This window comes from Lyngbya aestuarii BL J, assembly GCF_000478195.2.
Lineage (GTDB): Bacteria > Cyanobacteriota > Cyanobacteriia > Cyanobacteriales > Microcoleaceae > Capilliphycus > Capilliphycus aestuarii.
On the sequence record NZ_AUZM01000006.1, the window covers coordinates 118,829 to 141,737 of the forward strand.

Below are 22,909 nucleotides of genomic sequence, written 5' to 3' on the forward strand. Positions count from 1 at the left end.
CATCTATCACTCAATCTGAAATCGAATACTATAACACTATTTATCGATTGGAATAGAGCTAGAAATGTTCAATATTTTTGATAACGTTCTGAATTTTTTTAAAGGGAATTGGCCTGTATTTGAACCCCTAGTTAAAGTTCTATTCCCCGCTTATACTCCATTAATTAATGCAGCAGAACCTATTGCAGATTTACTGATCAAGACTTTATTTTCTCAAGAAAAAACTGAATTTAATTCAAGTCAACTCATTAAAACTGAACCCGAAATTCTTGAGATTCAGAGTGATTCTGATTTTCTCAGTGATTACCAAACTCGGATGAATCGTTCTATCGATTCTATCGATTCCTCGAAATTATTTTTACTGACTAATGAAGCCGATATTTTAGCGCCTGCGGGTCTGGAAATGGAACCTCCCGCAACGGGTGAATTCAAACCCGAGTGGACCGCAGAATATCCGGGTGGAATTTTAGCTTTAGAGGGTGATGATTTCCTAATGGCTTCTGTTGAGATGGATGTAATAAATGGAAATATGGGTGATGATACAGTCGCTGGTTTAGGGGGTGATGATGTTCTCCGAGGGGGTAAGGGAAATGACATCATGGGAGGGGATTTAGGTAACGATTTAATCAATGGAAATCGAGGAAATGATCAAATTTGGGGGGGTGTTGGTGATGATATTGTCCGAGGGGGTAAAGATAGCGATACTTTGCATGGAGGTGAAGGAAACGATCTCTTAATTGGAGATTTAGGGATTGATATTTTAACCGGAGATGAAGGTGCAGATCAATTTGTTCTTGCAGGAACTAATACTGAAGCTGATGTGATTACGGATTTAAACACCGCAGAAGGGGATCAGATTTTAATTGTTGCGAATTTTGGGGGTGAGAATATTACGGTGAGTTCCTTTGATTCTACTAATATTACCTCAAATCTTCCGATTGATGTTGATAATATTAAAGGCACTCTCATTCAAGAAACACAAACCGGAAATGTTTTAGGAATTGTGACTGATATCACTGACATCGAACAGGTAAAAAATGCAATCACTTTTGTAAATCCCGATGACCCAATGTTAATGCTTGGTTAAGCTGCCGGATCTGATCGCCTCCCCGCTGTAAACCTGACTCAAATACTCCCAAAAACTGCATAAGTGTTGTGGCGTGAGACATATGTAAAAGTAGAGTCGTAAAACGCTCAACCTGATTATCTTTCTATTAATTTGAGGCTGTAGTTTGTGGGGTAAGCGTTCTACCCTGGAGGTGCTCCAAAATGCAAGTAAGATGGAAAAAACTAATTACTAAAACCTTGATTTGGCTACTTGCTGAACTCTTACTCAACTTGATTGGACTGGACGACTTGGCTGACTACAGTGAGTTTCTTTTCGAGAGAAATGTGATTATTCTCAAAGCTTAATAAAAATAGGTAGACATCAATTTGCGATCATTAATGTCTACTTTTATATTATAAATGATATTTCTAATGAGTTGGTCACACTCACTTTAGATTTGGCATTGACGACAACTTTTGAACTTAAAATTAGATCAATTAATGAAGTCGTCCATTGTTGGTGGCTCTTAGCATTCGTTTACTAATCTTAAATCACTTTATTTAAAATCGCAACCCTAGAATTAAAATTCAACTGAGTTTTCAGAAATAAGATGGATTTTTGGAGGATTTCTTGTATAAATTACTGCACAAATACAAAAAAGAGACTGGAAACATTTTCCAAATCTCTTTGAGTCTATCTACTCCACATTATTGAGACAAATGAGAGCTTTGCGACTTAAACCCTTTGATGTTTCTAGTATGGCTAATTTTCGGCTTCACTAACATACATAAACTTAGTCTCTTAAAACAAACTCTAATCAAAAATTTTTACACAAACTTTAAAAACCTATTCTCAACTTTTACAAAAAAGTCTTGACTTCAAAAAATTTTCACCAAGCTGCTTGACAAAATCTTAATCAAACTGCCTTCAATCTAAAAAGTATCCCAACTTTTTCACAAGTTTCAGATTTCTCCACTTTTGTCAACTCAGAAAGTTATGCAATATTAAAAAAATCCGATATAAACCCCCTCACCTATTGAGGAAACTGTCTTGATCTCACCTCCTGACAATATTGTTGGATCGCTTGAGTGACCCCTTCTTCCAAATTGGCATAAGTTTTCACAAAAGGCGGTTGCCAAGCCGATAACCCCAACAAATCCGGCGTCACCAACACTTGACCATCACAATGCGCCCCCGCCCCAATTCCAATCGTGGGAATGGTTAACTTTTGAGTAATTTCCATTGCCAACTTTGCCGGAATATGTTCTAATACAACCGCAAACGCTCCCGCATTCTCCAAAGCGATCGCTTCCGTTAAAATCCGATCAGCCGCTTCGGCTGTTTTCCCCTGTTTACGAAATCCGCCCAACTGATGCACCGACTGCGGCGTTAACCCGACATGACCCATCACCGGAATACCCGCCTGTACCAAATAACGCACTGTTTGCGCCATTTCCGGATATCCGCCTTCTAGCTTCACCGCCTGCGCCCCCGCTTCCTTCATCACCTGTCCCGCCGATCGCATCGCTTGTTGGGGACTTTCTTGATAAGTTAAAAACGGCAAATCAACCACCATCAACGCATTTTTTACCCCACGCCGCACCGCTTTGGCATGATGCAACATCTCCGCTAACGTCAGGGGTAAAGTCGTTTCATAACCCAACGCCACCATCGCCAGAGAATCTCCGACTAAAATCACATCTACCCCTGCGGTATCCAACAGTCGCGCCATCCCATAATCATAAGCAGTCAACACGGCGATCGCACGGCCTTGTTGTTTCCATTGCATTAATTGTTGAATGGTAATACTCATAATAATTTAGGAATTTAGGAATTTAGGAGTTTAGAAAACTGTTATTGGTAAACGCATTAAATTGTCATTCTTAACCAGCGTGAAGAATCTCTTCGATCCTTCTTTTCACTCAGGGTGACAGGTGACTGTAAAGACTGCTAACTGTCTACCGCCATCCTAACCAACGCAAAATCGGCACAATTAAATAATGACTCACAGCCAAAGATAAACCCGTTGCACAGCCCAAAAGCCCAATAAACCCCAAACCAAACCAAAATTCTTCCCACTGGGGTTGAATTCCAACAGAGGGAAATTGCAATACCTCGGGCGGAAACGTTTGATCTAAACTGAGTCCCCAAAAAATTCCTGTTGTTCCTGCCGCAACGACCATCGCAGAAACCCAACGATGACTCGGTAGCCCTAACCCCAACGTCAGGACTGCTGCCGAAAGACCCATACACAAATGTCCTAAAGTCCCAAAAAGACTCAGAATTTGCCAACTGATCCCACCCACGATATAACCCAAACTTCCCATCATCGCCGCCCGTTTATAACGACGGTTCATGTCATATCCACCCGCATCCGTTAAACCCAGTCCTGTTCCTAGCCCTGCCAAACCCAACACCAAAATTTGAGTTCCCAGTCGCATCGCCGCCCCCGGAAAGAACAAAGGAAAATTACTCGATAACGCCTCAGCAACAACTTGACCCACCGGAGTCCAATAAGCCAACACCAACCCAAACACCGCCCCCGCAATACCGCCAACCCCAGCCAGTCCCATTCCCCACAACGTTGCCATACTCACTTGCATCAGTTGGGCGCTCAAAGATCCCGTCGCTTTGATCAAATTCCACAAGGCGCGATCGCTTTCCAATAAAGCCGTTTTGACCACATCTAAACCCCACTGCGACAACGACATCATCCGGCGAGGATACCGTTTTTGACGGGCAATTTTAAACAAATAAGTCTGAATTTCGGTCGCAGTTTGGGGGCGGCGAATGGCTTGATCCTGAACCATTTGATCGAGTAAATTGGCAAACCACGGACTAACAACCGCCCGATGCTGCCATCGTAATTCTGCGGTAATGGGATCTTCAAGATCGGCAGGATATACACCCGTTAACAGATGAATACAAGTTCGACCCAAGGCATAAAAATCCGCAGGTGGCCCCACAGTAGCACCCACGATTTGTTCAGGAGGACTATAACCGGGAGAAACTAAACGAGTTGTGCTTCTGGGCGTAGCTTCGCGATCGCTCGACATCAACCGTCCTACCTGTTTCGCCCCGCCAAAATCAATCATCACCAATTGATGAGTTTGGATCGGAGTCACCGTTAATGGGAATGCAGGAGTCGAACGCAACATCAAATTAGACGGTTTGAGATCTCGATGAATGATATTTGCCCCGTGTAATTCCCGTAAAATCTCTAAAGCCTGTTGTAACCAGTCAATCACCCATTCTTCTGGACAACCGTGGGGATGCTCGTCTAAAATCTCCTGTAGCGTTAACCCGTGAATTTTTTCCATCACCAAACACGGCAACGGCGAGAGAGTAGAGTTGCGTTTTTTGAGGAGAAAATAGCTATCAGGCGATACTTTCGGCACTCCAGGGTGACGCATCCGTGCCAAAACACTCGCTTCTTGTTCAAAGAGTTCTAATGCTTTAGGAGACGGTTCTAGCAATACTTTTAAGACTTTTTCTGTTTGTGTTTTTAAGTCCCAAACCACATAAAGTGTTGAAAATCCTCCTGTTCCCAGACACCGTAAAGGAACATAACGATTATTGAGTTCTAAAGGAGCGCCGCAACGTTGGCAATATTTATTTCCCCAAGGTTGACCGTCCGGTTGAGAACACTTGGGGTTAATGCAGTGCAGTGTAGATGAAACAGGATGATCCACAGTGGGTTTTACAGTGAACAGCTTTTACAGTGAACAGCGCGAAGTGGGATCTTGCGGTCAGACAAGGTGCGAGGTTTCCAACTCCTGCGTAGAGCAACTTCGCGGCGAGAATGATCAGCGCTTGCCTTGCAACAGAGTAACTTGTGATCGTCAGTTTACAGTTCTACAAAGTTGTTAGTCTTCAATTAATAAGGATACCTTGTATGTAGACGATTGATCGGGGGCAATTGTTCAGTGAATCGCAGACCCTCTAACTTCTTCTTTTTTCGGGCTTCTCCATCCTCAATTAATTCCTAAAATAATATGAGCTTGCACCATATTTTACTAGACCTCGTTTTACTTTTAGCAATTACCACTATTTCTGTCATTTTATTCAAACGAGTTAAACTCGGTTCAGTTGTCGGTTTGTTAGTGGCGGGGGTGGTTCTTGGCCCTTCTGGTTTAGCGATTACAGACGATCCCGAAGGACTGCGACACATTACTGAACTGGGAGTGGTGTTTTTACTGTTTATCATCGGGTTGGAAATGCACCCGGAAAAATTGTGGTCAATGCGTCGGCTTGTTTTTGGTTTGGGTTCACTCCAATTGGGTTTAACTGCGATCGCTATTACTCTCTACGGACTGGTTCTCGGCTATTCTGGGAATGCCGCCTTAATTCTCGGACTGGGTTTGGCAATGTCTTCGACAGCATTTGTCATGCAGTTACTCGAAGAACGCAATGAAGGCTCGACTGAATACGGTCAAACGACTTTTGCAATTTTACTTCTACAAGATATCGCGATTGTTCCGATTTTGGCTTTGGTTCCTCTATTATCAAACCAACCGACCCAGGCTAATAGTATTCCTTTTTGGCAACAGGGAGCGACTGTATTTGGTGGATTATTTGCGGTTTATTTATTGGGATGTTATGGGGTGCCGTTTGTTCTCAAAATTGTGGTCAGTCAACGCAACCGAGAAGCGATCGCCGGGATTGTGGGTTTAACGGTGATTGGTTCGGCTTGGGTGATGGATTCGGTGGGGTTATCGATGTCTTTGGGTGCTTTTTTTATCGGAATGTTGTTGTCGGGTTCTCATTATCGCCATTATTTAGAATCGGAAATTGAACCGTTTAAAAATCTTCTCCTGAGTTTGTTCTTTATCTCTGTCGGGATGTCGATTAATCTTGAGGCTTTCTTGAGTGAAGGGTTTCAGATGGTTGGTCATGCTTTAGCTTTAATGTTGGTGAAAGCAATTATTTTGTTTGGCTTGTGTTTAGCGTTTCGCTTGAGTCGATTAACATCGGTGCGGGTGGCGACTTTACTTCCTCAAAATGGTGAGTTTGGTTTTGTGTTATTTAGTGCAGCCGCTGAAACGGAGTTAATTAGTGATGAGGCGTTTTCTTGGTTGGTGGTGATTATTGTGATTTCGATGGTAACAACACCTCTATTAGTTCGGTTTGGAGATTCACTCGCGCAACGTTTATCTCAATCGACAAAAATGAGTGAAGACTCTGTTCAAGCTTTATCTAAACGCAGAATTCGGAACCCCAAAGCTGTTTTAGTGATTGGTTATGGTCGAGTCGGACAGGTGGTTTGTACGATTCTTGAACGCATGAATATTCCCTATATTGCTCTCGAAAAAGATCTTGAACAAGTCGCCGCAGGACGCGCATCAGGTCGAGCGGTTTATTTTGGTGATGTGGATAATCCTCGGATTTTATCAGCCGTTCGAGTGCGTCGGGCGCGAGCGGTGGTGATTACGGTTGGAGAGTCTAAAATTACCGAAAAGTTAGTGGGTTTGTTGCAAAGTTCTTATCCGAATTTACCCTTAGTTGTCCGAACTCGAAATTTAGAACAACGGAAAAAAATGTTAGGGGTTGGTGTCGGTCATGTCGTTCCTGAAGTGGTTGAAGCGGCGTTGATGATGGGAGAAAAAACACTCGAACTTTTAGGGATTTCTGAGCTAGAATCAACTTCGCTGTTGAGTTTACTTCGTCAAGATGAATATGCCGCCCTTCATCTCTCTAAAGATTAATGATCAATTTAATTTGAAAGAATAAAAAATTTATACAGGTTCTTTGAGTCCGATTGGGGAACTCAACATTCTCTGTCTGCTAAAAGTTTGTCAAATTCCCAGATGTCACAAGCATCTTACAGTTCAGTTGAATTTATTAATGAATTTCATTAAAGAGATTTTTACTCAAAAACTTGAATAAACTAAAAATAATCAAGGGCAAAGAAAACCAAACAATAATAATATTCATAAAATGAGTTACATTGTTTGCAAAAACTGCGTCTATTCTCCAACTCATAAAGACGACAGGAGATATTATTAAAAGCAAAGCAATTTCAGGTTGACTATTTAATTTAAAAGATAATTTAAAAGTTGCGATTAAACCTAAAAATATAGAAAAAATAATCGTAGATATTTCTGCCCATTCCCAAGCAGACTCTAAAATAGGATTTACTATTTCGGGGAAAGAAGTAACTGCAAGTATCATAGTATTTCCTTGTCTATAATTTGGGTTCACAACTCTATCATGTTTGCTTGATTATATAGCAGTTCTCAGAGCAATTACTCCCTTCTCCTTGTAGGAGAGCAGGGCTGTTTCATTCTCAGTTAAAAATTGCCGGGGGTGATGGGGAGAGGAGTTTTTTCCTCGGAAAAATAGCTTTTTATTAATAAAAATCGTCCCTACCTCCCTACCTCCCTACCTCCCCACCCCCCCACAAATCAAGTTTTAGGGCCTTAACGCGCACGGCCCTGCTTGTAGGAGAGGGGTTGGGGTGAGGTTAACAACAACAAACTCTCTATCAATCCTGAAAAAAAGAGACAACCCTTTGGAAAAACGTCATAATCTTTAAAAAAGTTAACATTTATCGTGACAATTTAGTGATACAGAAAACAGAAATCTAGCTTGATCTCTCAAAATGTAGGTAAATATAAAGAAATATAAAGAAATATTATGTAAAACTTAAAAATATTCAAGGTAAATGGGGACAGATTCTTGATACTATCTTAAATATCTTGGCACAAAGACCAAAATATAAGCGATTCCGACAAGGGAGATATCAAGGAGTTATGGCTTACTCGCAAACTCGAACTCAGTCAAAAGCTGGCTACCAAGCTGGTGTAAAAGACTATAAACTGACTTATTACACGCCCGACTATACGCCGAAAGATACAGATATTCTGGCTGCATTTCGTTTCAGCCCTCAGCCGGGAGTTCCTCCCGAAGAAGCAGGAGCAGCAATTGCGGCTGAGTCCTCGACTGGAACCTGGACAACAGTATGGACGGACTTATTAACTGACCTCGACCGCTACAAAGGCCGTTGTTATGATATCGAATCCGTTCCCGGAGAAGATAATCAATACTTCTGTTTTGTTGCTTATCCTCTCGATCTGTTTGAGGAAGGCTCTGTTACCAATATGTTGACCTCGATTGTAGGTAACGTATTTGGATTTAAAGCACTGCGATCGCTGCGTTTAGAAGATCTACGCATTCCTATCGCTTACATGAAGACCTTCCAAGGTCCTCCTCACGGAATTACCGTAGAACGCGACAAACTCAACAAATACGGTCGTCCGCTCCTCGGTTGTACCATTAAACCCAAACTCGGTTTATCGGCAAAGAACTACGGACGTGCTGTATATGAATGTCTGCGGGGTGGCTTAGACTTCACCAAAGACGACGAAAACATTAACTCTCAGCCCTTCATGCGCTGGCGTGATCGCTTCCTGTTCGTTCAAGAAGCTATCGAAAAAGCTCAAGCAGAAACCGGAGAAGTTAAAGGTCACTACCTCAACGTTACCGCTCCCACCTGCGAAGAAATGCTGGAACGGGCAGAATTTGCCAAAGAAATTGGCACCCCGATCATCATGCACGACTACCTCACAGGAGGTTTCACCGCGAATACAACCTTAGCAAAATGGTGTCGTCGTAACGGTCTGTTACTCCACATTCACCGGGCAATGCACGCGGTAATTGACCGTCAACGCAACCACGGAATTCACTTCCGCGTCCTCGCCAAGTGCTTACGGATGTCCGGTGGTGATCACCTCCACTCCGGTACTGTTGTGGGTAAACTCGAAGGTGAAAAAGGTATCACCATGGGTTTTGTAGACCTAATGCGTGAAGATCACATCGAACAAGACCGTGAACGCGGTATTTTCTTCACTCAAGATTGGGCTTCTATGCCGGGTGTAATGCCTGTAGCCTCCGGTGGTATCCACGTATGGCATATGCCGGCGTTGGTTGAAATCTTCGGCGACGACTCCTGCTTACAGTTCGGTGGTGGTACTCTCGGACACCCCTGGGGTAATGCTCCTGGTGCAACTGCAAACCGGGTTGCTCTCGAAGCTTGTATCCAAGCACGTAACGAAGGCCGTAACCTGTTCCGTGAAGGCGGCGACGTCATCCGTGAAGCGACCAAGTGGAGTCCTGAACTGGCTGTTGCTTGCGAACTGTGGAAAGAAATCAAGTTCGAGTTTGAAGCAATGGATACAGTCTAAATCCACTTCCAGAGTGATGAGGATGAATTTTAAGCAATAACTAGATAAACTTAGAATTCAAAACTCAGAACTCTTGGAGGTTGGTGTCAGACATGGATATCAAAAAAGTTGCAAAAGACACGACCAAGGTACTAACAAGCTACCTAACCTACCAAGCTGTACAGGTGGTTTCATCTCAATTAAAAGAGACAAACCCCGGTCTAGCAATTTGGTTGAGCGGATTCTCGTCCACCGGAAAAATTCAAGACGGTGAAGCGTATCTCAAAGAGATGCTTCAGGAAAACCAGGAAATGGCTTTCAGAATTATGACGGTGCGAGAACATCTCGCTCAAGAGGTGGGAGGTTATTTACCGGAAATGGTGCGTGAATCGATTCAGCAAGGCAATATGGAACATCGCCGTCAATACCTTGAACGGATGACACAGGTTTCCTTGTCTGACACCAGTCCTCATCCCGAATTTCAGATAGATTCCGAACCGACTCAGGATGAATAGAGCCTGATCGCTGGACTGTTGTATACCTTTTTTAACGTTTTAGGAAATCGCAATGCAAACTTTACCCAAAGAGCGTCGCTACGAAACTCTGTCTTATCTGCCTCCGTTGACTGATGCTCAGATTGACAAGCAAATTCAATATATGCTGTCTCAGGGTTTTATTCCGGCTGTTGAGTTCAACGAAACCGCAGAGCCAGAAGTTCACTATTGGACATTGTGGAAACTGCCCCTGTTCAATGCAACCACTGTCCGTGATGTGATGATGGAAATTCAAGCCTGCCGTCAAGAATATCCGAAGTGTTTCATTCGGGTTGCTGGTTTTGACAATGTGAAGCAGTGCCAAGTCTTAAGCTTCATTATTCACAGAGCTGATCAGTCGTCCGGTTATCGGTACTAAATCGCCCAGTTTAACAGATTAATTTGGAAAGGTAGGGAGTTATCTCTACCTTTTTTGTGCTAGCTGCAAATTAAGCTCGCATTATAACATCAAATAAATTTTATATGAGTCCCTTGACATTAGACCCCGAGTATAGGTATCTTAGTTTAAGGAACAGGTTTTTCACAATTGGAGTAGTTAATCTGTTAAGGTTATTTGATTTTAGGGTGTGTTGTGACAACTGAAGATAGACAGTGAAAGTCAATCTCATCTTTTCAGGGGCAAACAAACAGTAGACTTTCCGGTTAATTTTACGATCAGGACGAGGGTGATCTAAACCAAGGTTGGTATAATCTGATCGCAGAGAAATGTGATTAGTTGTCATATTTTTCATATTCATTATTATCCAGTGGGTAACTGGAGATGTTTCAGTGTGCATAAATTGATAAAATACTTACGTTTTTAAATAGTCGGAGGTGTATGTTAATGGTTTTTTTTTCAGGCTTAAAACAATATTCAACTGAGAAAAATACAAGAAAATATTATTTGATACGGTTAAAATTTAACTTCAAAGATTGGATACAATCTTTAGCAATCTTTGAAAAAATTCGTTACAATGTTATTACAAGAAATGAGATAGATAAATCTCCATCAGAAAACTAGAACTCAAAGTTTATACATCATCTTTGTGAACCAATCTAATTATGAGTGCATCAGTTAACCTCATCGAAGTCAAAAGATGAAATAAGTTAAATCAGTGACTACAACTGATCAATTAATTCTCACTGCATCAGAACTCTAGCTCTGCTCAAATTAGCATAGAAACTTTTATTGATCATCGGGGATAAAAAACAAAAATGATTGATTTTTTTTCAATAAAATGAATAGAAATTGATCAGTCATTTGAAGCATCTACACATTAGCTCAAACCCTAGATAGAGAGCTTAAAATCTGCTGACTGTAGTTATTATTCAAATCCGTCCTTCATCAATTAACACTCAAACTCAATGAACGATTCTGCTATTATTCCCGTACAATCTTTTGTCGTCGAAACCGATGCGAACTCCTCTGAATCCGAAGCGAGTCTAGGAGATCCAGCAAAAAATACAGCACTTGCAAAAGAATTAGCTGTTTTACGTTCTCACATGGAATATCGAGTCAATCAACTTCAAGAATTAGTTGAAAAAGAAGGTGCAGCAAGTCAACGCGCCCAACTCCTAGATCGTATTACAGCCCAACTGCGGGAATCTATTAGCAGCGATGAATTACTTAAAACATTAGTTCAGGAAGTTCGTTCAGCCTTAAAAACAGATCGGGTTGTAATCTGTCAATTAACGTCCAGTTTTTCAAAGAAAAATACTCAGGGAAAAATTATCACAGAATCGGTTGAAAGCCCGTGGTTATCTTTACTAAACGCAGAAATTACTGACCCCCGATTATCCCGCTATGCTGAACAGTATCGTCACGGCAAAGTGCAAGCGATCGCCAATATTAAAGATGCCGGACTTGATCAACAGATGGTTCATCAATTCACAACCTTACAAGTCCAAGCGAGACTCCTCGTTCCTGTTTATACTCGCAATCTCAACCTTAACGAAGAAAAAACAAGAGGGGAAAAACAGCTTTACGGCTTCTTAATCGCTCATCAATGTAATCAACCTCGATTTTGGCAACCTTCAGAAATCGAATTTTTCCGGGCAATTTCCCTACAATTCAGTTACGCCCTCGATGAACTGCGACTGCGACAACACCAACAAGCCATTATTCAACAAACCCGACGCTTAAACCAGATTAACGATCACCTGCGTCAATTTACCTGCGTCAATGAGATTTTAATGAGCGCTGTTGAAGAAACCCGAGATGCTTTAAACTGCGATCGCGTTTTGGTGTACGAATTTGGGCCAGAATGGGATGGAAAAATCATCGCCGAATCCGTTGATAGTCAATGGCCTGCGGCAATTGGAGCCAAAATTGATGATCCTTGTTTTGCCAAACGCTACGTCCAACCTTACCAACGAGGACGAGTCAAAGCCACCGATAATATCTATGAAGCCGGTTTAACCGAATGTCATCTCAGTCAACTCGAACCCTTTGCGGTGAAAGCCAATCTCGTCGCCCCAATTTTGGTAGAAAATCAACTCAAAGGCTTATTAGTTGCACATCAATGTTCAGGGCCAAGAGCTTGGACAGAACTCGATATTGATCTGATTCGGAGTGTAGCAATGCACTTAGGCTATGCTCTCGATCAAGCTTCAGCCCTCGCCCAACAGCAAGCCAACGCTGAAAAAGCAAAAATCTTAAACGATATCACCTACCAACTTCGCAACAGCAAAACGATAGAATCAGTCTTTGATCTGATTGTCGAACAAGTGCGTCAGTTGTTCAAAACCGATCAAGTTTTCATCTACAAATATTGTGAAAACGGTTCAGGGAGAGTGGTTGCCGAATCCGTTGTCAATAACCTACCGAATCTCTTAGGATTAAAAGTGGAAAATGCAGCTTTGACAGAAGCCGATCTCACCATCCTGGGACGTAAACGAGTTCACCGGATTGATAATCTCAACACCTGTGAACTCAACACCGAACTTTCCAACTTCCAGCCCTATCTAAAATTGTTGGCATCTTCTAAAACGAAAACTCATTTAATTGCACCCCTGATCACGCCCACGCAGCTTCATGGTTTGTTAGTGATCAATCACGCCACTCAAGCCCGAATTTGGAAAGAGACAGAGTTAGACTTTCTCAAACAATTAACCGATCAAGTCAGTCTAGCACTCAATCAATTGACCTTACTCCAACACCAACAAACCGTCGCTCAACAAGAACATCGCCTCAATCAAATTAATGCCATACTGCAAGAGTCCCTCAATCCGACTGAGATTTTTAAAACGGTTGTCGGAGAAACTCGGGCTGTCCTCAATGTAGATCGCGTCAGCATTTATCAGTTTGAGACGGAATGGGAAGGTAAAATTGTTGCAGAATCAGTAGATCCGAAATTTCCGAGCGCATTGGGTAATCAACTCTACGATCCCAGTTCAACTCACGACATTCAACCCTATCTCAAAGGTGATTTCATGGCGATCGCTGATCTCAAAAAATCTTCATTAGAAGCTTTTCATCTGCGTCAACTCAAAAGCTTGTATGTCAAAGCCAAAGTAGCGGCACCAATTATCGCCAAACAAAAATTACACGGGTTGTTGATCGTTCACAATTGCAGTGAGTCTCGTCAATGGCAACGCCATGAAATCAATTTTGTGCGACAATTAGCCGTTTCTGTTGGACACGCCCTCAACCAAAACTTCCTACAACAACAACAACAAGCGACTCAAGAAGCCAAACAACTCAATCAGATTTGTTTACACATTCGCCAAACGCTCAATCCACAACAAATTTGTCAAACTGCCGTTGAGGAGTTGCTGGAATTGATGCCAGCGGATCGGATTATTTTATATCAGCCCGAAGTTGAGGAGTTGGACGTTAGAAGTTCTCCAAAGACTCAAATTATTGCCGAAGCTGTACGAGCAGATCATGTAAAAATTAGGGGTTCTGTCTTTCAAGTCAAGTATCCTGATAACAAACTGTTGAAAATACTCTCTGAGGGTGATGAAGTTGCACTTTGTGATCTCACAGAAGCCCCACTTACAAAGGATCAGAAACAACAACTTTATCAATGGCAGGTTCAATCTGCTTTAATGATTCCTGTTTTTGTCAATCAAACTCTTTACGTGATCGAAGCTCACTGTTGTCAGTCTCGTCAATGGCAAAACTCCGAAATCGAACTGTTTAAACAAGTCGGTTTACAAGTGGGTTATGCACTCGAACAAGCTCAACTTTTGCAACAAGTTCAGGAAAGTCGCAGCCTTGCCGAAAAAATGATGAACGAGCAACAGCAACAAAAACAACAACTCGAACATCAAATCGAAACCTTTTTAGGGCAAATAGAAGATTCTTTTCAAGGAGATTTAACCGTACGAGCGCAGGTGAGCGAAGGGGTAATGGGAACTGTTGCCGACTTTTTTAATGCCACGATTGAGAGTTTACAACAGTTAGTTGCTCAAGTTCATCAAAGTGCAAACATTGTCACTCAAACGGCTGCTGAACGAGAGCAAGAAGTGGAAAATTTATCTGGTGAAATTTCCCAACAAACAGAAGCAATTGTCGAGGCTTTAGCCCAAATTCAAACCCTGACTCATTCTATCGAAGCAGTTTCAACTTCCGCCCAAGCCGCCCAAACTCAAGTGCAAACTGTAGCGGAGATTTTACAGGAAGGAGATCGGGCGATGAACCGCACGGTTAACGGGATTTTGACTGTCGAAAAAACCATCCGAGGGACTGCGATAAAAGTGAAGCATTTGGGAGAATCTTCTCAAAAAATTTCACGCATTGTCAAATTGATTAATGAGTTTGCTAACCAGACTCATGTATTGGCATTAAATGCGTCTGTAGAAGCCAGTCGCATGAGTCATCAGGAAGGAGGGTTTGCGATGGTGGCGACAGAAGTACGAACTTTAGCCGAACAGTCGGGGAATGCGACAGCAGAAATTGAACAGATGATTGCGGAAATTCAAGCGGAAACTCACGAGGTTATACAAGCGATGAAAGTGGGTTTAAAACGAGTTCTTCAAGAAACAGAGTTGGTGAAAAAAACTCGTCAAACGCTGACTGAAATTGTACAAGCGAGTAATCAAACCCATGAATTTGTCAATGAAATTGCAACTTCGGCTCACCATCAAGCCCAAACTTCAACTCACCTGTCTGAAACCATGCAACAAGTCGCAGCCATCGCCCAGGCGAGTTCTCAGCAGTCTCTAGAGGTCCGTCAAGCTTTTTCTCAGCTGATGCAGGTTGCTCAAGAATTGCAGCAGGGAGTGACGCAGTTTAAGGTGACTCAAGACTAACAACACAGATCAATTCACTTAGATTCTGTACCCGAATATAGCAATGTTACCTGCGAAGTAAAAAAGTAATCGAGATCACCCCCCAATGTTGGGGGGAAGGGGGGCGCGCTTCGGAGGGGATTTGGAGGCAAAGTCGTTTACAAATGATTTCTTATTGCTATATTGATCCCATTTCTCAGTACAGAATCTCACCCTGGGTTGAATGGGTATCTAAGTCTGGAGATAGAGGTTTTTATGGGGTATGATCCATTAATCTTAAAAATGTAAAGTATGGTGTAGTTGCTCCATGCTGAATAAATTGTATTAGGAGATTGGGATTTAATATCCTGTTTCTTCATCTAAGGATTTTTGTTAATGTTGAAATATAGAACGACAATCGGTTGGTCACTTATTACTTCAGGGATTGTGACTCTTTTACTTAAATATATTTTACCCGGCGCCCCTGTGGGATGGGGAGTTGCATTTATTGTGATTGGTAGTGCTATTTTCTTTATCCGAAAAAGCTAAACTTTTCCTTCGATTAAAAAAGATTCCCGAGTGCAATTTCGGGAACCAATGTATTTTTTAAACAAACCAAGAATTAATTGTTATAACGAAGAACAATAGGTTCTAGCCGCTAAGGTTGAATCGATCACAAAAGGATTTTCATTGCCTTGATATTCTGCGACTAAATGAGAGCGAGTTATTTCTTCGTCATCAACGGGATCTTCTAGATTCCACTGACACAATGTTTTTTGTTGGGCGGGAAAGAATCTAGCGTCGGCAGCATCCGCTTTATATCGATAAATAGTATAGAAATAAAACATCGCTCGGGCAACGTCTCCTTCCTTACTTTCTCGGGGTTCAAATGCGCTTTTAGTGGCTTCGCTATACTCGTCAATTAATGTTGTGGGTTTCATTTCTTGGTATTGATCAAACCGGAACCAACCTTCTGTTTGAGTATCATTGATTTCGGCAAAGGGGTTATTTCCTCGTCTACTATTAACATAAACACGAGAGGGATAAAGACTGTGTAAATCACTTTTTGCCGAACCATTCGCCCCTTTACTTTGAGGATAAATATGTTCGGCGTTAATACCTTGTTGATAGGCGGTTTGTCGAGGTTCGGAAGAATTGGGATCGAGTTTGATGGTATAATCTGTATAAATTCCTTTTAATATCCCGTCGTGATTGTCAACTTTGCTGTATAATATATCTCGTCCGCGTCGATAACCTAATGTTTGTTCGGGAGTATAGTCTTGGGCGACAACTTTCAGGAGTTCAGTCCCTTTTAGGTTAGGTGAAATCACATGAAGTTGATGATTTTCTAAGTTCTCTGCAAAACTTGGAGAAATACCACTCAGGAGTAATAAACAACTTAACCCTAATCCGATGATTATTTTGTTGATCCAGTTCATTATAAACTTTAACTGACTTCTTGATGACTTTACTCCGGTTGTGACACCCAATCCGTCAAAAATTCACAATGATCTAGAATTTTTTGACTTAATTTTGACTCAATAACGAGTTGTACAAGCCCAGGTTTCGATCCGACACGTTCCGGTTCCACAAGCGGCAACAGCTGAGGCTTCGGCTTGTTTGCGAGTCTCTGCCCAAGCCCAACCTAGTTTTCCTTCTTCGTTTTTTGCCACGGCACCACAGGCATTTTTAAACCAAACTTGTACTTGACAATTTGATTCTCCACATTCTTCTAAAGCCCTTTGTTCGGCTTGTTCTCGCGAAGGATAATCATAAGCATAACCCCAAACTTGCCCATCTGGAGTAATTGCGATCGCCCCAAAGCTGTCTGATAGTTGTGCAGAAGCAATATGACTGACTAATATTTCAGTTCCCACAAACAATGCAGTCACAATTCCTAAACGTTTCATCTCGATTGAGTCTGGTGGCATCTTTTGTGAATAATATTATTATGCAACATTTAGCACAATTAAGAAAGGTAAGATTAATTAATACTGAGGTTTGAGTTGGGCTGAAATATTATTTGCTATTGTCAGACTGAACGACAGAAAATCCTCGACGATAGGGTTTCGGTTCAGTCTCTTGAACTTGAAACTGAACGCTTTCTGTGCGATCGCCTTGTTTAACTGTTAACGTCCATTTTCCCGGTTGCATTTGCCAAAATAGAGAATTAGCCGTTTTTGTTGCTAATTTCTGATCATTTAACCACCATTCTACAGGCTGTTGAGTATTTGTGGTAATTTTAAATTCGAGTTGATGAGATTGATTTTGATTAATTAAAAAATAATCATCTGATAGAGGAGATAAAATTCTCAGTTGATTTGGGGTTAAATCCCATCGATTTTGTTGGGCTAACCATTCGTTATATTCAGAGGTTAACTTCAAGTTTTCGGCTGAATTTTGATACGCTGGAATATCATCTTGATGAAAATATTCTAAGACAATTCCAGACTGACACTCTGATGTTGGTTTTTTTCCAGTTGTTGCACAAATAGGTAACTTGACAAACTCAGAAGGAACCGAAAAATTAAGCGGTTCTTCTTGGGAATGTAAGTGCATCATAATTCGACTCCACAACGGGGCGGCACCCATCACTCCTGAGACATTTTGCATTGGTTTTCCGTCAAAGTTTCCTACCCAAGTTGCAACGGTATAATCAGGGGTAAATCCAACTGTCCAAGTATCACGATGATCGGAAGATGTTCCGGTTTTCACAGCAACAGGAAAGGGTAAATTTAACACAGATTCAACTCCAAATGCTGCCGCCCTAGCATGAGAATCTCTCAACATATCGGTGATAATTTGCCAGTTTTCTGGGGTATGAATTTGGGGTGTTTTATCCTGACAACTTTGACTATTTTCTGAACAAGTTTGAGGGGGAGTTTCAGTTAATCTTGTTACTAACGGTTTAACCTGTCCCTGATTTGCTAACGTTACATAAGCTTGGGCGAGTTCCCATAATTTGACTTCTCCACTGCCTAAACTTAATCCTAAACCATAGTGTTCGGGTGGATGGTTTAAAGAGGCAAATCCTAATGTTTTTAAATGAGATAAAAAGACAGGAACGGTAACTTTTTCTAAGACTCTAACGGCGGGAATATTTAAGGAATTTGCCAACGCTAAACGCACTCTCACCGGGCCTAAAAATGTTTCGCTATAATCGGTTGGGGTGTAGAGTTTTGCACCAGGAATCGCGTAATAAGTGGGAATATCAGCGAGAATTGTATTGGGTTGAATTATGTCTTGTTCTAAAGCAAGTTCATAGAGAAAGGGTTTTAATGTTGAACCGGGTTGACGTAAGGCTTGAACCCCGTCATTACTCCCGAGTTTAAGAGTATTAAAATAGTTAGGAGAACCCACATAAGCTAAGACTTCTCCGGTTTGATTGTTAATCACAATTGCGGCGGCATGATTGACATTTTGATTGGACAATGCCATCACAACTTGCCGAACTTGGGCTTCTACAAATTGTTGTAAGTTTAAATCTAATGTGGTTTGAATATGGGGTTTTGGGTGAATATTTTGAGCAGAATTAGACATCTGTTCAGATACCCAAAATAAAAAGTGCGGGGCGGCGATCGCATCCAGTTGAGGGGGTTGTAATTCTACATTTTCTTGATAGGCATGATTCGCATAATTTAACGTAATATAACCCTCTGCAACCATCCGATCTAAAACATAGCGTTGTCGTTGTTTTAAAGCTTGCCAATTGTAGTAGGGATTTAAGTCAGTTGGATCATTGGGTAAAGCGGCGAGTAAACTGGCTTGAGATAGGCTTAAATCTGTGGCGGGAATGTTAAAATAAGCCCGAGAAGCAGCTTCAACTCCATACAGGTTTCCGCCCATGGGTAAACGGTTGATATAGGCTTGTAGAATTTCATCTTTATTCATTCCGGCAAATAACCGCCAAGCCAACCAAATTTCTTGACTTTTATTAACTAATGTTGTGGGTGCAGGTTCCAACATTCGGGCGAGTTGCATGGGAATTGTCGAGGCACCACTGACAATTTTTCGGGCTTGGATGGCTTCTAAAATCGCTCGAACGATGGCTATACTATCGACAGCACCTTGTTGATAATATCGTTTATCTTCTGCGGCAATAATCGCTTGAATAAAATGGGGGGAAACTTGCGCTAATGGCACCACTGCGGTATGATTTTGATCTCGGCTGAGTAGCGTTCCGAGGGGTTGTCCATAGCGATCGCTAAACTCAACCGCGAGGCTATCTTGAGTAATATCTTCGGCGTGAATGGGGGCGAGATAGGGGATTAATCGCACTGTTACCCCTGTCAGAAGAATAGCCAAAATCACTTTAATTTTTAAAGGGGAAAACCAACGAATTTGTTTCATCAAAATAAAATCTTCTAAATAAAATCTTCTCCGCCTTTCTCTATTCTATTTTGACAATGCGATCGCAGGTTATTCCGGAAAATTATCTTATGTCGTGATCTAACTTGATTGATCAAAATTAATTAATCTAATATAGCAATTCTTTAATCATTTGAAAATTGTTTAGCCCCCAAACCCCCAATAATGGGGGCTGTAAACGGGTAGGATTTTTCCGAATTATTTCACGGTAAACAATGGGAACAGTAGACGGTGAAGGGGTTTTAGGATTTAGAAATGACAATCATGTATTCGCGTACTGCTATAAGCCTTCTAATTTTTGAGACTTGGGGGCAATGTCGTTTACAAATGATTGCTTGTGGCGATAAAATTTAATAGCAGTATAAATCGTTTTGGGGTTTGGTATGTTCTTGTCCGATGCGAACCACTCCAATTAAAGTAGAAACAATCACACAACGTTTTGCATTTTCTAGGTTTTTGTGTTTGAGTCCCAAGCGTCCTCTTGCTCTCGGGTGAACTTGAGTACATTCATCGGTAGATTCATAGATGGGACAGCCTTTGTAGTTAAATAACGCCCGATAAACGGTACCCGCATTTCTAACTGAGTTATCAACAGGATCGACTTTGATAAGAGTCGTTTCAAGTTTACCTTTATCATTTTTTACTTTATCATCAATTAACACACCAGAAGGCAAGCTTTCCCAAGCACTATCTGAAAGTTTATCAGGGGGAATAGTCGCTAGATGAACCGCCCATTGAACTTGGTTATCATTCTCTCGAAAACTGGCTTGAACAGCAATTTTTTGACGTTTGGCTTCACTCTGAGCGGTTCGCATCGCCCAATACACTCGGTTTGCACCCGCACGCAATTGTTGACGCCCAACAAACCCATTCCAAGCAGGAACGGCGATCGCACTAAATAGACTAATTAAAGTCACAACTGATAGGACTTCAATAATAGTATATCCGGTGGTATATCTAATCTTTGAACTTGAGGCGAGAGAGGTAAAAGGCTTATGAGAAATATAGCGATCGCATTTTAATCGCGTGTCTGGTTTCATTGAGTTGCACTACCCTGATTAGAATTAAAATATTAATCTAATTTTACATCAATTCTTTATTCTACGGACATCCCATTGTATTATCATCACCTTCAGATGTTATCATTGCCCCTAATAATGTCACAACTTTTACACATCTTTTCAAGCCGCCATCTGGAGTAGAGACTGTTACTGTGAAACCATCTGTATTTTGTCCATTATCCGGTATTTCTTCAGGGTCTATTACTGCTCCTAAATAGTCAAAGATAATCGCATCTTGTAGACGAGCGGTTCCATTATTAGCTTGCGTTGTTATTTTAATTTGTCCAGGTTGAATCTGACCATCAATCTTAATAACTGTTTCACTGATTAAATCGTCAACAGGATCAAAGTTCCCATTGTCGTCTGCTTCATAAATTTTATACATTGGCATATTTCCATTGTTCAGAAACTGAATTGCTCTATTAACTTTATTTCGTTTGGCTTCAGATTGTGCAGTTTGCAACACCTGTAACACTTGACCATTAACGGCTCGAATGCGTTGACGGCTAACAAAACCATTCCAAGCGGGGGCGGCGATCGCTGATAAAATACCAACCATCACAACAACAACCATAACTTCTATCAGGGAAAAACCACCGTCAGTTTGATGATTTTTGCGGGAGTGTTGGAGGAGATAACGTTTCAATTGGTTTGGGGTTTGAGAATAGATGTTCATAATTAGCTCTTTGAAATTTGATTGGGCGATCGCCGAATAGATAATAACTTCACCAGGATTCTAAGATATTATTAATTATTGACATCAAAATCACTTCCTCCTCTAATGGTAACGCTATATTTGGGAAAATATTGGCTGTTGTTTGCTTTGTATTCTGCATCGGTTTGAATGCGACGCAAAGCGTTTCCTCGAATCGTTACTTGTGCTAATCGATTTCCATTTGGATTGACACAAGCATAAAAGCTCTTGCTATTGGTATCGCGTCTCAAATCTGGCTCTGTAGCAGGTCGTGTTGTACCATCAGCTAGAGTAATATTTATGCTGGCTAAATTATCTATACCCAAACTTTCCTGACAATTAACCTCTATATCATCATCATCATATGTTGTGTTGTAGTCAATATAATTAACTAATACTTCGCGGTTAGGAAAAGTATCGCCTTCTCCTCGAACAATCGTTTTTGGCGCTCTCAAGTTCGGGTTAGTTGGAAATACTTTCTTACTATCGTCTAATCCAAATTCATCTCGTTCGTCATGGGCATTCATCTCAAATCGAGTAATTCGTGCAGGACAAGAAATGCCATCTGGACACCAAGTTTGATCGTTATCTTGTCGTAGATAGTAAGCAACTAACGATAGAACAAATTTACCATCCATACATTCATCGCTGTTCTCAGGTGTACAACCAGGAACACGAACAATATTGTCCTTAAACTCTCGTTTCCAAAACACTAGAATGGGCGTTTCGCTTGCATCATTAGGAATTAGAGGTCTGGTTGATGTTGTAATCGCCTCAACGCCATCGTTATCATAGATGTAAATTGCTTGGCTTAAATCCTGCTTGATATAATCTAAAGCGGATTGGATTTCTTCCTCTGTTGTTGCTTTCGCTCCTTCTCGGCTTTCATCATTTAAAAGACCGATCACCAATCCCAGTAACGGAGTGATGATCAGAAATGCCATGATCGTACCGATCAACAACTCGATCATACTCATCCCGCTATCGGAACGAACAGAATGAGAACCTTTGTTAAAATGGCGTTTATTTTTGAGTAGGAGCCGCAGTAAACTGTTCATGGTTGAGTTTCTTCCTTATAGATTTAGAAGTAACATAAATCCGAATCACTAAACATTTAATCAATTAAGCTTGTTCTTTTCTGGGTTATGGAGTTTAGTTGTCTGGTCTTCCACAAGTGTCTAAAACGATAAAACGATTAAAGTTATCGAATGAACCACTCCCAGGAGGAATCTCTGTGGACATCTGAATTAAAGGTAAAGAGCGATCGCCCAAAGCGTTAGTGGTAATGCTGTCAGAGTCTACTTTTCCATCCGTGAGGGGGGTGAGTGCTGGAGCATCAGGATCAAAGGAGTTCGCCCGATAGACTCGAACTCCCAGCACATAACCATCTTCAGCTACTGTAGAAGTTGGATGACAGGCACTCCCTTGAACGTACATATCAACCAGACTCCCAACTTGACAACCCGCTTCTTCGTCGAAATTGACGCAGTACAATTGTTGTTCGGGGTCTGCGCCAGCGGGAACAGCAACTTCATTCACCGGAGTATCTGATAAGGTTAGAGTTGTCTTGGGTTGACCCGTCGGATTGGCTTTCACTGGTTCTGTCGGATCGGCTTTGACTGCATCAATATACGATCGCGCGGCTTGGGTGGCGAGTTCGACCCGTTTAGCCTGAACCCGAGTACCGACGGAGAAGGCAATCACAGGCCCCATTGCACTCAGTAAGAATGTCACCACCACGATCGCGATGATCGCTTCGAGGATAGTGTAGCCCTCCTCTGGAGAGGACTGTATTTTTTTGAGGAATTTTTGCCCGAGCATCATGTTAC

The 22,909-nt window shown here is 41.6% G+C and carries 18 protein-coding genes; 8 read left to right on the top strand and 10 right to left on the bottom strand.

Annotation, left to right across the window (positions count from 1 at the left end):
• The first annotated feature begins 64 nt into the window (after positions 1-64).
• Together M595_RS04500 and M595_RS31730 are read left to right on the top strand one after the other, a co-directional pair.
• On the top strand, positions 65-1,087 hold the full coding sequence (locus M595_RS04500; RefSeq protein WP_023064788.1) for a calcium-binding protein: 1,023 nt from the start codon (positions 65-67) through the stop codon (positions 1,085-1,087).
• 182 nt (positions 1,088-1,269) lie between these two features.
• A complete protein-coding gene (locus tag M595_RS31730; RefSeq protein WP_023064823.1) occupies positions 1,270-1,413 on the top strand; it encodes a hypothetical protein in 144 nt (47 codons plus the stop codon).
• A 668-nt stretch (positions 1,414-2,081) separates the two neighbouring features.
• On the opposite strand, the gene panB is transcribed toward M595_RS31730, so the two are convergent.
• Entirely contained in the window at positions 2,082-2,861 is a 780-nt protein-coding gene (gene panB / locus M595_RS04505; RefSeq protein WP_023064805.1) for a 3-methyl-2-oxobutanoate hydroxymethyltransferase, read from the bottom strand.
• A 145-nt stretch (positions 2,862-3,006) separates the two neighbouring features.
• Entirely contained in the window at positions 3,007-4,740 is a 1,734-nt protein-coding gene (locus M595_RS04510) for a serine/threonine protein kinase (protein WP_023064878.1), read from the bottom strand.
• 303 nt (positions 4,741-5,043) lie between these two features.
• Here M595_RS04510 and M595_RS04515 point away from each other — a divergent pair, with 303 nt between their 5' ends.
• Complete coding sequence (locus tag M595_RS04515; RefSeq protein WP_023064816.1) at positions 5,044-6,753, top strand: cation:proton antiporter domain-containing protein; 1,710 nt, start codon at positions 5,044-5,046, stop codon at positions 6,751-6,753.
• 136 nt (positions 6,754-6,889) lie between these two features.
• Here M595_RS04515 and M595_RS04520 read toward each other — a convergent pair whose 3' ends face one another.
• Positions 6,890-7,219, bottom strand: a complete 330-nt coding sequence (locus M595_RS04520; protein WP_023064828.1) for a hypothetical protein — start codon at positions 7,217-7,219, stop codon at positions 6,890-6,892.
• 581 nt (positions 7,220-7,800) lie between these two features.
• Between M595_RS04520 and M595_RS04525 the strand changes: the two genes are divergently transcribed.
• The 5 genes from M595_RS04525 (at position 7,801) to M595_RS31520 (ending at position 15,506) form a co-directional block, all read left to right on the top strand.
• Positions 7,801-9,231, top strand: coding sequence for a form I ribulose bisphosphate carboxylase large subunit (locus M595_RS04525; RefSeq protein WP_009785551.1), 1,431 nt, complete (start codon positions 7,801-7,803; stop codon positions 9,229-9,231).
• A 92-nt stretch (positions 9,232-9,323) separates the two neighbouring features.
• Positions 9,324-9,725: a RuBisCO chaperone RbcX gene (gene rcbX / locus M595_RS04530; protein WP_023064799.1), complete on the top strand. Its 402-nt coding sequence runs from the start codon at positions 9,324-9,326 to the stop codon at positions 9,723-9,725.
• A gap of 52 nt (positions 9,726-9,777) precedes the next feature.
• Entirely contained in the window at positions 9,778-10,122 is a 345-nt protein-coding gene (locus M595_RS04535; protein ID WP_023064797.1) for a ribulose bisphosphate carboxylase small subunit, read from the top strand.
• Between the two features lie 986 nt (positions 10,123-11,108).
• Complete coding sequence (locus M595_RS04545) at positions 11,109-14,999, top strand: GAF domain-containing protein (protein ID WP_023064860.1); 3,891 nt, start codon at positions 11,109-11,111, stop codon at positions 14,997-14,999.
• A gap of 354 nt (positions 15,000-15,353) precedes the next feature.
• Positions 15,354-15,506, top strand: a complete 153-nt coding sequence (locus M595_RS31520) for a hypothetical protein (protein ID WP_023064861.1) — start codon at positions 15,354-15,356, stop codon at positions 15,504-15,506.
• Positions 15,507-15,586: 80 nt separating this feature from the next.
• Here the strand turns inward: M595_RS31520 and M595_RS04550 are convergent, their stop codons facing one another.
• The 7 genes from M595_RS04550 to hpsB form a co-directional block, all read right to left on the bottom strand.
• Entirely contained in the window at positions 15,587-16,396 is an 810-nt protein-coding gene (locus tag M595_RS04550; RefSeq protein ID WP_023064818.1) for an endonuclease, read from the bottom strand.
• Between the two features lie 99 nt (positions 16,397-16,495).
• The gene (locus tag M595_RS04555) at positions 16,496-16,888 is read right to left on the bottom strand and encodes a DUF4189 domain-containing protein (protein ID WP_238987023.1); all 393 of its coding nucleotides are present in this window, start codon (positions 16,886-16,888) and stop codon (positions 16,496-16,498) included.
• An 88-nt stretch (positions 16,889-16,976) separates the two neighbouring features.
• A complete protein-coding gene (gene pbpC, locus M595_RS04560) occupies positions 16,977-19,307 on the bottom strand; it encodes a penicillin-binding protein 1C (protein WP_023064858.1) in 2,331 nt (776 codons plus the stop codon).
• 368 nt (positions 19,308-19,675) lie between these two features.
• Positions 19,676-20,365, bottom strand: a complete 690-nt coding sequence (locus tag M595_RS04565) for a pilus assembly FimT family protein (protein ID WP_023064765.1) — start codon at positions 20,363-20,365, stop codon at positions 19,676-19,678.
• Positions 20,366-20,426: 61 nt separating this feature from the next.
• On the bottom strand, positions 20,427-21,062 hold the full coding sequence (locus M595_RS04570; protein ID WP_023064892.1) for a type II secretion system protein: 636 nt from the start codon (positions 21,060-21,062) through the stop codon (positions 20,427-20,429).
• Between the two features lie 71 nt (positions 21,063-21,133).
• The gene (gene hpsC / locus M595_RS04575; RefSeq protein ID WP_023064883.1) at positions 21,134-22,138 is read right to left on the bottom strand and encodes a hormogonium polysaccharide secretion pseudopilin HpsC; all 1,005 of its coding nucleotides are present in this window, start codon (positions 22,136-22,138) and stop codon (positions 21,134-21,136) included.
• Positions 22,139-22,232: 94 nt separating this feature from the next.
• Complete coding sequence (hpsB, locus tag M595_RS04580) at positions 22,233-22,904, bottom strand: hormogonium polysaccharide secretion pseudopilin HpsB (protein WP_152983530.1); 672 nt, start codon at positions 22,902-22,904, stop codon at positions 22,233-22,235.
• Between the last annotated feature and the right edge of the window lie 5 nt (positions 22,905-22,909).

What these genes read in the sequence shown, in the direction of transcription:
- hpsB (WP_152983530.1), bottom strand. Translation starts at nt 22,904, where the DNA reads ATGATGCTCGGGCAAAAATTCCTCAAAAAAATACAGTCCTCTCCAGAG.
- M595_RS04570 (WP_023064892.1), bottom strand. Translation starts at nt 21,062, where the DNA reads ATGAACATCTATTCTCAAACCCCAAACCAATTGAAACGTTATCTCCTC.
- M595_RS04550 (WP_023064818.1), bottom strand. Translation starts at nt 16,396, where the DNA reads ATGAACTGGATCAACAAAATAATCATCGGATTAGGGTTAAGTTGTTTA.
- panB (WP_023064805.1), bottom strand. Translation starts at nt 2,861, where the DNA reads ATGAGTATTACCATTCAACAATTAATGCAATGGAAACAACAAGGCCGT.
- M595_RS04515 (WP_023064816.1), top strand. Translation starts at nt 5,044, where the DNA reads ATGAGCTTGCACCATATTTTACTAGACCTCGTTTTACTTTTAGCAATT.
- M595_RS04545 (WP_023064860.1), top strand. Translation starts at nt 11,109, where the DNA reads ATGAACGATTCTGCTATTATTCCCGTACAATCTTTTGTCGTCGAAACC.
- M595_RS31520 (WP_023064861.1), top strand. Translation starts at nt 15,354, where the DNA reads ATGTTGAAATATAGAACGACAATCGGTTGGTCACTTATTACTTCAGGG.
- M595_RS04565 (WP_023064765.1), bottom strand. Translation starts at nt 20,365, where the DNA reads ATGAAACCAGACACGCGATTAAAATGCGATCGCTATATTTCTCATAAG.
- pbpC (WP_023064858.1), bottom strand. Translation starts at nt 19,307, where the DNA reads ATGAAACAAATTCGTTGGTTTTCCCCTTTAAAAATTAAAGTGATTTTG.
- M595_RS04535 (WP_023064797.1), top strand. Translation starts at nt 9,778, where the DNA reads ATGCAAACTTTACCCAAAGAGCGTCGCTACGAAACTCTGTCTTATCTG.
- M595_RS04555 (WP_238987023.1), bottom strand. Translation starts at nt 16,888, where the DNA reads ATGCCACCAGACTCAATCGAGATGAAACGTTTAGGAATTGTGACTGCA.
- M595_RS04520 (WP_023064828.1), bottom strand. Translation starts at nt 7,219, where the DNA reads ATGATACTTGCAGTTACTTCTTTCCCCGAAATAGTAAATCCTATTTTA.
- M595_RS04525 (WP_009785551.1), top strand. Translation starts at nt 7,801, where the DNA reads ATGGCTTACTCGCAAACTCGAACTCAGTCAAAAGCTGGCTACCAAGCT.
- M595_RS04500 (WP_023064788.1), top strand. Translation starts at nt 65, where the DNA reads ATGTTCAATATTTTTGATAACGTTCTGAATTTTTTTAAAGGGAATTGG.
- rcbX (WP_023064799.1), top strand. Translation starts at nt 9,324, where the DNA reads ATGGATATCAAAAAAGTTGCAAAAGACACGACCAAGGTACTAACAAGC.
- hpsC (WP_023064883.1), bottom strand. Translation starts at nt 22,138, where the DNA reads ATGAACAGTTTACTGCGGCTCCTACTCAAAAATAAACGCCATTTTAAC.
- M595_RS31730 (WP_023064823.1), top strand. Translation starts at nt 1,270, where the DNA reads ATGCAAGTAAGATGGAAAAAACTAATTACTAAAACCTTGATTTGGCTA.